The sequence below is a fragment of the Kitasatospora xanthocidica genome, assembly GCF_014656195.1.
In the GTDB taxonomy this organism is placed as follows: domain Bacteria; phylum Actinomycetota; class Actinomycetes; order Streptomycetales; family Streptomycetaceae; genus Kitasatospora; species Kitasatospora xanthocidica.
This window is the reverse complement of record NZ_BNBY01000048.1, coordinates 36,980-46,537: the sequence shown is the minus strand read 5'-3', so window position 1 is coordinate 46,537 and position 9,558 is coordinate 36,980. Positions and strand designations below refer to the sequence as shown.

Sequence of the window (9,558 nt, the reverse complement as noted above, 5' to 3'; positions counted from 1 at the left end):
TTCTTTCGTGTTTCCAGCTTACCAGATGTTTTCCGCTCCGTTTACCCGGAGTTTCATTCATCCGATTCCCGCTGGGGGGATTTCCTGCAAACTTCGCTACGAAGCTTATCAAAGCTTTGGATGTGCTCAGTTCGCGGGATTTGCTTCGTCGGAGGGCGCGCATTTCGTGAAACGCGCTCGCCTCGATTTCGGCGGTGTCGTAGACACTAACGCCCGGGCCCGACCGTTGTCCAGTCAGTCCCAACCGTTCAAACCTACTAGCCCACCCTCACCACGTCAATGGTTCGGCCGGGGTGAGAAGAAGACTAGCAGGTCAGAGGGAGTGTCGATCACATCGCCTCAGGCCGCGACGGGCTGCAGGTCCGCCCGGTCGGCCGCGTCGACGTCGCCGGACTCGCCGTCCTCCGCCGCCTTCCGGCCGAGCACCAGGGCGTAGAGCAGGAACGCGATCTCGGCCAGCACGCCGATGGCGATCCGGGCCCAGGTCGGCAGGCCGGACGGGGTCACGAAGGCTTCGAGGACACCGGAGACCGCCAGGACGGTCGCGAGCCCCATCGACATTCCGATGATCGAGCGCCCCTCTTCCGCCAGCGCCACCCCGCGCGTCCGCGGGCCGGGGTCGATGACGGTCCAGCCGAGGCGCAGGCCGAGGCCGCCGGCCACGAAGACTGCGGTCAGTTCCAGCAGGCCGTGCGGGATGAGCAGGCCGAGGAAGACGTCGAGCCGTCCGGCGGAGGCCATCAGCCCGACGCCGAGGCCGAGGTTCACCACGTTGGTCCACATCACGTAGATCACCGGGATGCCCAGCGCGATCCCGAACAGCAGGCACTGCACGGCGATCCAGGCGTTGTTCGTCCAGACCTGTGCGGCGAAGGAGCTGGCCGGCCGGTCCGAGTAGTACGCCTCGTACTGTCCGCCGGGGCGGGTCAGCTCCTGGAGGTGTTCGGGGGTGAGGAGGCCGTTGCGGACCTCCGGGTGGGTGGCCATCCACCACGCGATCAGGGCGGTGCCGATCAGCGAGACGACCGCGACCGGCCCCCACCAGCGGCGCGCGCGGTAGAGCGCGGCCGGGAAGCTCACCGTGTAGTAGCGGGCGACGTCCTGCCAGCCGTTGGTGCGGGCGCCGGTGACGGCGCTGCGGGAGCGCGAGACCAGGCTGGTGAGCCGGCTGAGCAGCGCCGGGTCCGGGGCTGCGGCCTGGACCTTGGCGAGGTGGCCGGTGGTGCGCTGGTAGAGGGTGACCAGTTCGTCGGCCTCCTCGCCGCTGAGTCGGCGCCTGCGGGCGAGGGCGTCCAGCCGGGCCCACTCCCCCTGGTGGGTGGCGACGAAGACGTCCAGGTCCATTCGGCGGCTCCATGATCGGCGGTGGGCGCGGACGCGCGTGCGCGGGCGGGCGGGCGGGCAGGTGCGGACAACCGCGGCCCAGCATGCCAGCAGCGGCCCCGGGGACGGCCCTCGGGATCTCACTTCCCGTGCGCCCACCGGGCCCCGTATGTTTGCGGCTGCGGATCAGACTGCGGAGAGCGGGTCGTGGGGGGCCGATCCGGGACGATCCCCTCCCCGGCGCTGCCGCTTCCCGGCGGTCCCGGATCTCCATGGACGAGCCGTACGGGCTCCAAGAGCGTGAACGGACAGGTGTCTTGAGCGACCTGGTGACGGGTGAGGCGGTCGTCCTCGGCCTGCAGACGGCGAAGCTTCCGAGCCGGGCACTGGCGATCGTGCTCGATCTGCTCGTGGAGTTCGCCGCCCTGTTGGTGGTCACCCTGCTGTTGAGCGTCGCCCTGGTCGGCCTCGACGGCGCGGCGCTGGCAGCCACGATGATCGGCCTGACGGTGTTCTTCCTGGTCGCCGTTCCGGTGATGGTCGAGACCCTCACCCACGGCCGCTCGCTCGGCAAGGCCGCGCTCGGGCTGCGGGTGGTGCGCACCGACGGCGGACCGGTGCGGTTCCGGCACTCCCTGGTGCGCGGGCTGGTCGGCTTCTTCGAACTGATCGCGCTGTCCGGCTCCCCGGCCTTGATCACGTCGGCGGTGAGCGTGGAGGGCAAGCGGCTCGGCGACATCTTCGCCGGGACGGTGGTCGTCCGCGAGCGCACCCCGGGTGCGGGCGGCTCCGGCACCCCGCTGCCGCCGGTGCACCCGCACCTGCTGCAGACGATGGGCCATGACCTGGTCGCGATGGACTTCTCCGCCGTTCCGGAGCCGCTCTGGCTCGCCGTCCGCCAGCTGCTGGGCCGGATCGGCCAGTTGGACCCGGCGGTGATGCACCGGATGACGGCCGGGCTGGCCGAGGACCTGTCGGCCCGGATCGGCCGGCCGATACCCGCGGGGCTGCACCCGGCGGCGTACCTGGGTGCGGTGCTCACCGAGCGCCAGCGCCGGGAGTGGACGCGCGTCCAGGAGCAGCTGTGGGCGGCCGGGCGGATGCCCGCGCAGATGTCCGCTCCCGGACCGGCCGCCGGCCCGGCGCCCACCCCGGCCGACGGACGGCCTCTGCGGGTGCTCGGCGTCCCAGCCGCGCCCGCACCGACCACGCCCTTCCCCCAGGCCGCCCCCGTCACCCCGGCGGCACCCACCCCGGTCGCACCGGCGCCCGTCGCATCAGCGGCCCCGGCAGCACCGGCAGCTCCGGCCGCACCGCCGGCCCCGTCCTTCGAGAAGCACGCCGCCGGCACCGGCTTCGCCCCGCCCTCCTGACGGCCCGGGGCCCGGGCGGCCGGCTACTCCTCGCTCCCCACCCGCCAGGCGTTCGGTGCCGACTCCAGCTCCTCCAGCTCGACCCCGTCCGCCGACAGCACCACGTCCCCGGCCAGGTGCACGACCTGCTGCTCCCCCGTCTCCAGGTCCGCGACCTGGTAACGCTCGACCAGCAGCGGCCCCGAGTCCGTCGCGTGGGTGTCGACGCCCTCCAGCAGCCACCCCTGGTCGAGGGTGCGCGGCGCCAGGACCGGCTCGGTGAACGCCACCAGCCGCACCCGCGCGCTCGCCCCCTCCCGCAGGCGCAGCAGCCGGGCGGTGGCGACCAGGAAGCCCGGCGAGCGGCCGGTGAAGGCGTGCGCCCGGTCGTGCCCCTCCACCGTGTGCTCGCCGCCCGGGTCCGCCGCGGCGGTCCGGACCCAGGCGACCCCGTCCACCGCCCCGCCGCGCACCTGCCAGCCCCCAGCCCGCAGTTCCATCCGCAGCGGCCGGGCCCGCGAGTCCAGCGTGAGGTCGACACCGCCGATCACCCGGCCGTCCGGCGCGTAGGTCTTGGAGACGTACCGCCAGCCGGCCGCCCCGGGGGCGCAGCTGAAGCGCTCCTCGCCGAGCAGGACGTGGTCGTGCGTGTCGTGGAGCGAGTACCGGCCATTGGGCATGCCCGAAAGCCTACGTGCGCACTCGCATGCAACATTCGCCGGTGGTGCGCGCATTAGGGGGGTGGACGGCACCGGACGGTTGCCGCCGCCACGACGAGAGGGGGTGCGGATGGCGAAGCAGACGCGCGACGAGGAGTTCACGGAGTACGTGGCCTCCCGGAGCGGCTGGCTGCGGAAGGTCGCCTATCTGCTGTGCGGGGACTGGCACCGGGCCGACGACCTGGTCCAGGAGACGATCACCAAGCTGTACGTGAACTGGGCGAGAGCCGCACGGCTGGAGAACCGGGACGGCTACGCCCGCCGGGTGCTGGTGAACACGTTCCTGGCCGAGCAGCGCACCGCGTGGTGGCGCCGCACGGTCCGTTCCGGGACGGATCCGGACGGGGTGGCCGGCGGTGTCGACCTGGACGCCTCCCTCGACCTGCGCCGGGCCCTCGCCGCCCTGCCGCCCCGTCAGCGGGCCACGGTGGTGCTGCGCTACTACTGCGACCTGTCGATCGAGCAGGCCGCCGAGGCCCTGGGCTGTTCCTCCGGCAACGTCAAGAGCCAGAGTTCCCGGGCGCTGGACACCCTTCGCAGCAGGCTCACCGCCCGTCCCGCCGTCGCCGAGAGGATGTCATGACGACCACCGATCCCCACGACCTGGCCAACCGTCTGGCGGCCCTGGCCGACGAACCGGCACCGCCTCCGGGCTTCGACGCCGGTCGGTCCCTGGCCGAGGGCGCGACGCGGCTTCGCCGGCGCAGGCAAGCCATGATCGGCATCGTCGCGGGCGCGACGGCCGCGGTGGTGGCCGGCGGCGCCCTCCTGCTCCCGGGCAGCGGCACCGCCGCACCCGCGCGGCCGGCCGCGCCCGCTGCGGCCACCACCGCGCCCCCGCCCCCGGCGGTCACGCCGTCCCCGACCGCCGCACCGGACCGGGCCGGGTCCGACCCGCTGACCCCCGGGCTCCGGTTCGGCTGGCTGCCGGACTGGGTCGGCGGTGAGAACGGCGTCGGGTACCAGACCGGGTTCCGGGACGTCGAGTTGCAGGCGAGCGGCCGGGGCGAGAACGCCCCGCGGCTGCGGCTCTCGCAGTTCCCGGCCGGGGCCCGGCCCCCGGTGACCGGGTCGCCCGGCAGCGAGGTCCGCACCGAGGAGGCCGAGCCGGTCGACGGACGGGCGGCGTACTGGGTGGTCTCCGACGCGCCGCCGTACGACCAGCCCACCCTGCGGTGGCTGACGCCCTCGGGCGGCTGGGCGGAGCTCTCGGGCTCCGGCGGCCGACCGGCGGACATCGCGCGGGAGGTCCTGCACAAGGTGGCCGCCGGAGTCCGGTACGGCACATGGGACGTCCCGCTTCCGGTGCGGATCACCGGACTGCCCGCGACGTTCAAGGCCACCAACGTCCAGCTGGCGCGCCCGGACTCGGCCGGCAGGAGCGCCTGGAGCATGTGGCTGATGCTGGAGGCGGAGGGCAAGACCGTCTGGTTCACCGTGAAGCCGTCCGCCCCGGGATCGCAGGCGTCACCGACCGGGAAGGACGGGTCGCCGTACACCGGCCCGAACCCGCCGCAGTGCTCCGCCGACAGCGGGGTGCAGGTGTGCGTCGGAGCCGGGGCCGACCTGCCGCCGTCGCTGGAACAGCTCGGCGGGCTGCCTTGGCTGCTCGCCCACACCAAGGCCCTCGGCCCGGACCCGGGCACCTGGACGACCGACGTCATGCACTGAGGACGACCGGACATGCCGGTGGCCGGCACCCCCGCGCGGGGGTGCCGGCCACCGGCGTTCGTACCTCAGCGGCGCCGCATCAGTAGCGGTACTGCTCCGGCTTGTACGGGCCCTCGACCGGGACGCCGATGTAGTCGGCCTGCTCCTGGCTCAGGGTGGTCAGCTTCACGCCCAGCGCGTCGAGGTGCAGGCGGGCGACCTTCTCGTCCAGGTGCTTCGGCAGCACGTAGACGCCGATCGGGTACTCCTCGGTCTTCGTGAACAGCTCGATCTGGGCGATCGTCTGGTTGGCGAAGGAGTTGGACATCACGAAGGACGGGTGGCCGGTCGCGTTGCCCAGGTTCAGCAGGCGGCCCTCGGACAGCATGATGATGGTGTGGCCGTCGGCGAAGCGCCACTCGTGGACCTGCGGCTTGACCTCGGTCTTCACGATGCCCGGCAGCTTCGCCAGGCCCGCGATGTCGATCTCGTTGTCGAAGTGGCCGATGTTGCCGACGATCGCCTGGTGCTTCATCTTCTCCATGTGCGAGGCAAGGATGATGTCCTTGTTGCCCGTGGTGGTGATGAAGATGTCCGCGATCGAGACGACGTCCTCCAGGGTGGTGACCTGGTAGCCGTCCATCGCCGCCTGCAGCGCGCAGATCGGGTCGATCTCGGTGATGATCACGCGGGCGCCCTGGCCGCGCAGCGACTCGGCGCAGCCCTTGCCCACGTCGCCGTAGCCGGCGACGACGGCGACCTTGCCGCCGATCAGCACGTCAGTGGCGCGGTTGATGCCGTCGATCAGCGAGTGGCGGCAGCCGTACTTGTTGTCGAACTTCGACTTGGTGACGGCGTCGTTGACGTTGATGGCCGGGAACAGCAGCTGGCCGTCACGGTGCATCTCGTACAGGCGGTGGACACCGGTGGTGGTCTCCTCGGTCACGCCCTTGATGGTGGCGGCGACCTCGGTCCACTTGTTCGGGGTGTCCTTGAGGGTGCGGTTGAGCAGCTCCAGGATGATCCGGAACTCGTCGTTGTCCGCGGTGGACGGGTCCGGCGCGGCACCGGCCTTCTCGAACTCGACGCCCTTGTGGATCAGCAGGGTGGCGTCGCCGCCGTCGTCGAGGATCATGTTCGGGGTCTTGCCCTCGGGCCAGGTCAGGGCCTGCTCGGTGCACCACCAGTACTCGTCCAGGGTCTCGCCCTTCCAGGCGAAGACCGGCACGCCCTGCGGGTTCTCCGGGGTGCCCTCCGGGCCGACCGCGATGGCGGCGGCCGCGTGGTCCTGGGTCGAGAAGATGTTGCAGGAGCACCAGCGGACCTCGGCACCGAGCGCCGTCAGGGTCTCGATCAGCACGGCGGTCTGGATCGTCATGTGCAGCGAGCCGGTGATGCGGGCGCCGGCCAGCGGCTTCGACTCGGCGTACTCGGCGCGGATGGCCATCAGGCCGGGCATCTCGTGCTCGGCCAGCTGGATCTCCTTGCGGCCGAACGGCGCCAGGGAAAGGTCGGCGACCTTGAAGTCACCGGTGATGTCGGTCGACATGCGTCTGCTCCTCGCTGATGGGGTGGGGCCAAAGGTCCGGTCGTGTGTCGCGCGCGGCCGGCCGTACGGGTGCACGGCCGCACCGGGGCCACCGGATCCCCGCGGTGGCGGACCGGCTCCCTTGCGCAGCACAAACCGTCGGAGGACCTCTCTCCCTCGACCGGCGCACACCCTACGGGTGCGGACCGCCGATCGACCGCCATCAGCAGCGACGTTCTGGCTCTGGTGACGAATCTACACCGATGGCCCCGCCGGCCGTCCGGCGATGACCGATTTCGGTCCCCGGCCCGACCGGTCCTCAAGCGGTGTCACTCGCCCGCTCGCCTCCGGGGCGCTCCGACCCGGCGCCCGGACCGTCAGTGCGCGGCGTCGGGGCCCGGGCCGCCGGGCGTGGCGGCCGGGTCCTCGCCCGCCGCGGCCTTCTCGGCGCTGTAGACGTCGGGCTCCAGGTAGATCGACCGGGCGATCGGGACCACGGCCCGGACCCGCTCCTCGGCGGCGTCGATGGCCTCCGCCACCCGGGCGGCGCTGTCCTCCGCGTTGACGGCGATCTTGGCGGCCACCAGCAGTTCCTCGGGGCCGAGGTGCATGGTCCGCATGTGGATCACCCCGGTGACGGACCGGCCGTCGACCAGCGCCTCGCGGATCCGCCGCACCGACTCCTTGTTTGCGGACTCGCCGAGCAGCAGCGACTTGGTCTCCAGGGCGAGCACCACGGCGATCACCACCAGCAGGACGCCGATGCTCAGGGTGCCGATGCCGTCCCACACGCCGTCACCGGTGATCACGGTGAGCCCGACGCCGAACAGCGCGAGCACCAGGCCGACCAGCGCGCCGGTGTCCTCCAGCAGGACGACCGGCAGCTCCGGGGCCTTGGCGGTACGGATGAACTGCGTCCAGCTCTGGCCGCCCTTGACCTTCGCCGACTCGCGCACCGCGGTGAGGAAGGACCAGCCCTCCATCGCGATCGCGAAGACCAGCACGCCGACCGCCCAGCCCCAGGAGTCCAGCGCCTCCGGGTGGTTGACCTTGTGCCAGCCCTCGTAGATCGCGAACAGGCCACCGACGCTGAACAGCACGATGGCCACCAGGAAGCCGTACACGTAGCGCTCGCGGCCGTACCCGAACGGGTGCTCCTCGTCCGCCGCCCGGCGGGCCCGCTTGCCGCCGACCAGCAGCAGCACCTGGTTGCCGGAGTCGGCCACCGAGTGCACGCCCTCGGCCAGCATCGAGGAGGAGCCGGTGAAGCCGAAGGCGGTGAACTTGGCCGCCGCGATCGCCAGATTCGCGGACAGCGCCGCCACCAGTGCCTTGGTGCCGCCTTCGGTGCTCATGCCTACAAGTCCTCACGGGTCGGGTCAGCGTCGTCGAGCGCCTACCGTACCGGCCGGGCGGCCGGGTCCGTCCGAAGGTCTCAGGACTGCGCGGCGGCGAGGCCCAGGTAGACGGCGGCGAAGTCGGTCAGCGCGACCAGGTCGGCCAGCGCGTGCAGCGCCTCCGGCCGGGTGCTCGCGTACTCGGTGAGCCGGACGTCGTGCGCGGCGGCCAGCCGGTGCGCCCGGGCGACGCCGAAGCTGCGCGGGCCGGCGTCCTCCTCCGGCACCTCGGCCGGGCCGTCCTGCTCCTCCGTCGCTCCGGCCGGGCCGGGGGCCTGCCTCAGCAGCAGGACCTGCAGGTGCAGCGGGTCGGGCTCCTCGACCCGGTCGCGGAAGAAGTCGTCCGGGTCCGCGCCCGCGCCCAACTGCCCGGTGAACATGCCGCGGTGGGCGGTGAGCACCTGCGGCAGCGCGCCGGCCAGCGCGGGCCGTCCGGCCCGGTCGGCCAGCTGGGCGGCGAAGCGGGCGGCGGCGGCCCCGGCGACCGGGCCCTCGGCCCACAGCAGCGGGACCGTCCCGGCCAGCCGGGCGGCCAGGCTCTTCGCCGGGTTGGTGTACGCGGCGGCGTCGGGGCGGCAGCGCACGGCGGTGGCGTCCAGCAGGTCGGCGACACCGGGCAGCGCGTCGTACGGCAGCTGGGTCAGGCCGATCTTCTGGGCGAGCGCCAGCAGCGGGGTGAGGTGGGACCAGAGCGCCGCCGGGTCCTCGGCCGGCAGGTCCGGCTCGGCGGCCGCGGCGGGCGGGCCGTCCTCGGGCAGCACCGAGGTCACGTACGGCAGCGGCAGCGCGCGCACCTGCAGGGCCGCCGCTGCCAGCGGGCTGCCCTCGGGGGCGGTGACGACGATCGCGCAGCCGCGCGCGTAGGCCTGCTCGGCGAGCGCGACCAGGCCCTGCTCGCCGCCGTCGGCGGAGCTGATCGCCAGCAGGTCGAGCGGTCCGGCCCAGCCGGGCAGCTGCCAGCCGAGCCCGGCGGTGAACGCGGGCGGGGCACCGGCCCGGTCGGCGCGCGGGGCGGCCGCCTCGGTCGGCGGCAGCGGGACGACCAGGCTGGCGGTGCCGGCCAGCGCGGCCAGCATCTCGGCCGCGGTCAGCGCGCTGCCGTGCCCGGCGACCAGGACGGCGCGCGGGCGGCCGTCGGGGCGCAGCCGGTCGAGGCCGGCCGCGTCGGCCTGCCGCAGCGCGGTGCGGACCCGGGCGCCGGCGCCGGCCAGCGCCAGCAGGGCGCGGTCCTGGTCGGCGCGCTGGAGGGCGGCCGGATCGTCGAGCAGGGTGTCGTCGAGCATGCGGCGGGCCTCCGGCTGCGCTCCTGGACGGCTGGCGGGCTGGCGGGGTGGGGCTTCGCGGGACGGGACTCAGCGGGGTGGGGCTCGGCGGTGCGGGCTTCGCCCCCAGGATCAGGCCGGGCGGCGGGCCTCGTCCACCAGGAGGACCGGAATGCCGTCGCGAACCGGGTAGATGAGGCCGCACTCGGCGCCGGTGCAGACCAGCTCGGGCTGCTCCTCGGTGCCGCCCTCGACGAGGCCGGCCCGGCACTGCGGGCAGACCAGGATCTCCAGGAGGAAGGATTCGAGCTTCATGGGGCTCTCCAA

The 9,558-nt window shown here is 73.3% G+C and carries 9 protein-coding genes; 3 read left to right on the top strand and 6 right to left on the bottom strand.

From position 1 onward, the window contains the following. Positions 1–339: 339 nt before the first annotated feature. The gene (locus tag IE332_RS38870; protein ID WP_189926224.1) at positions 340–1,344 is read right to left on the bottom strand and encodes a stage II sporulation protein M; all 1,005 of its coding nucleotides are present in this window, start codon (positions 1,342–1,344) and stop codon (positions 340–342) included. Positions 1,345–1,640: 296 nt separating this feature from the next. Between IE332_RS38870 and IE332_RS38865 the strand changes: the two genes are divergently transcribed. Then, the gene (locus IE332_RS38865; RefSeq protein WP_189926222.1) at positions 1,641–2,696 is read left to right on the top strand and encodes an RDD family protein; all 1,056 of its coding nucleotides are present in this window, start codon (positions 1,641–1,643) and stop codon (positions 2,694–2,696) included. Positions 2,697–2,719: 23 nt separating this feature from the next. On the opposite strand, the gene IE332_RS38860 is transcribed toward IE332_RS38865, so the two are convergent. Beyond that, the gene (locus IE332_RS38860) at positions 2,720–3,355 is read right to left on the bottom strand and encodes a hypothetical protein (RefSeq protein WP_189926220.1); all 636 of its coding nucleotides are present in this window, start codon (positions 3,353–3,355) and stop codon (positions 2,720–2,722) included. A 109-nt stretch (positions 3,356–3,464) separates the two neighbouring features. On the opposite strand from IE332_RS38860, the gene IE332_RS38855 reads away from it, so the two are divergent. After that, positions 3,465–3,977: a SigE family RNA polymerase sigma factor gene (locus tag IE332_RS38855; protein ID WP_189926218.1), complete on the top strand. Its 513-nt coding sequence runs from the start codon at positions 3,465–3,467 to the stop codon at positions 3,975–3,977. Next, the gene (locus IE332_RS38850; protein ID WP_189926216.1) at positions 3,974–5,065 is read left to right on the top strand and encodes a hypothetical protein; all 1,092 of its coding nucleotides are present in this window, start codon (positions 3,974–3,976) and stop codon (positions 5,063–5,065) included. Before IE332_RS38855 ends, IE332_RS38850 begins: the two co-directional genes overlap by 4 nt. A gap of 79 nt (positions 5,066–5,144) precedes the next feature. Here IE332_RS38850 and ahcY read toward each other — a convergent pair whose 3' ends face one another. The 4 genes from ahcY to IE332_RS38830 all read right to left on the bottom strand — a co-directional run bounded on the left by ahcY (position 5,145) and on the right by IE332_RS38830 (position 9,546). Beyond that, positions 5,145–6,593, bottom strand: coding sequence for an adenosylhomocysteinase (ahcY, locus tag IE332_RS38845; RefSeq protein ID WP_189926214.1), 1,449 nt, complete (start codon positions 6,591–6,593; stop codon positions 5,145–5,147). A 356-nt stretch (positions 6,594–6,949) separates the two neighbouring features. Further along, positions 6,950–7,927: a cation diffusion facilitator family transporter gene (locus IE332_RS38840; protein WP_189926212.1), complete on the bottom strand. Its 978-nt coding sequence runs from the start codon at positions 7,925–7,927 to the stop codon at positions 6,950–6,952. An 80-nt stretch (positions 7,928–8,007) separates the two neighbouring features. Then, positions 8,008–9,252 carry an SIS domain-containing protein gene (locus tag IE332_RS38835; protein ID WP_189926210.1) on the bottom strand — a complete coding sequence of 415 codons (1,245 nt, stop codon included), beginning with the start codon at positions 9,250–9,252 and terminating at the stop codon, positions 8,008–8,010. A 111-nt stretch (positions 9,253–9,363) separates the two neighbouring features. After that, positions 9,364–9,546, bottom strand: coding sequence for a Trm112 family protein (locus IE332_RS38830; RefSeq protein ID WP_189926208.1), 183 nt, complete (start codon positions 9,544–9,546; stop codon positions 9,364–9,366). Positions 9,547–9,558 lie beyond the last annotated feature (12 nt).

Coding starts and splice junctions, on each gene's coding strand:
- IE332_RS38870 (WP_189926224.1), bottom strand. CDS start 1,344: ATGGACCTGGACGTCTTCGTCGCCACCCACCAGGGGGAGTGGGCCCGG.
- IE332_RS38860 (WP_189926220.1), bottom strand. CDS start 3,355: ATGCCCAATGGCCGGTACTCGCTCCACGACACGCACGACCACGTCCTG.
- IE332_RS38855 (WP_189926218.1), top strand. CDS start 3,465: ATGGCGAAGCAGACGCGCGACGAGGAGTTCACGGAGTACGTGGCCTCC.
- IE332_RS38850 (WP_189926216.1), top strand. CDS start 3,974: ATGACGACCACCGATCCCCACGACCTGGCCAACCGTCTGGCGGCCCTG.
- ahcY (WP_189926214.1), bottom strand. CDS start 6,593: ATGTCGACCGACATCACCGGTGACTTCAAGGTCGCCGACCTTTCCCTG.
- IE332_RS38840 (WP_189926212.1), bottom strand. CDS start 7,927: ATGAGCACCGAAGGCGGCACCAAGGCACTGGTGGCGGCGCTGTCCGCG.
- IE332_RS38835 (WP_189926210.1), bottom strand. CDS start 9,252: ATGCTCGACGACACCCTGCTCGACGATCCGGCCGCCCTCCAGCGCGCC.
- IE332_RS38830 (WP_189926208.1), bottom strand. CDS start 9,546: ATGAAGCTCGAATCCTTCCTCCTGGAGATCCTGGTCTGCCCGCAGTGC.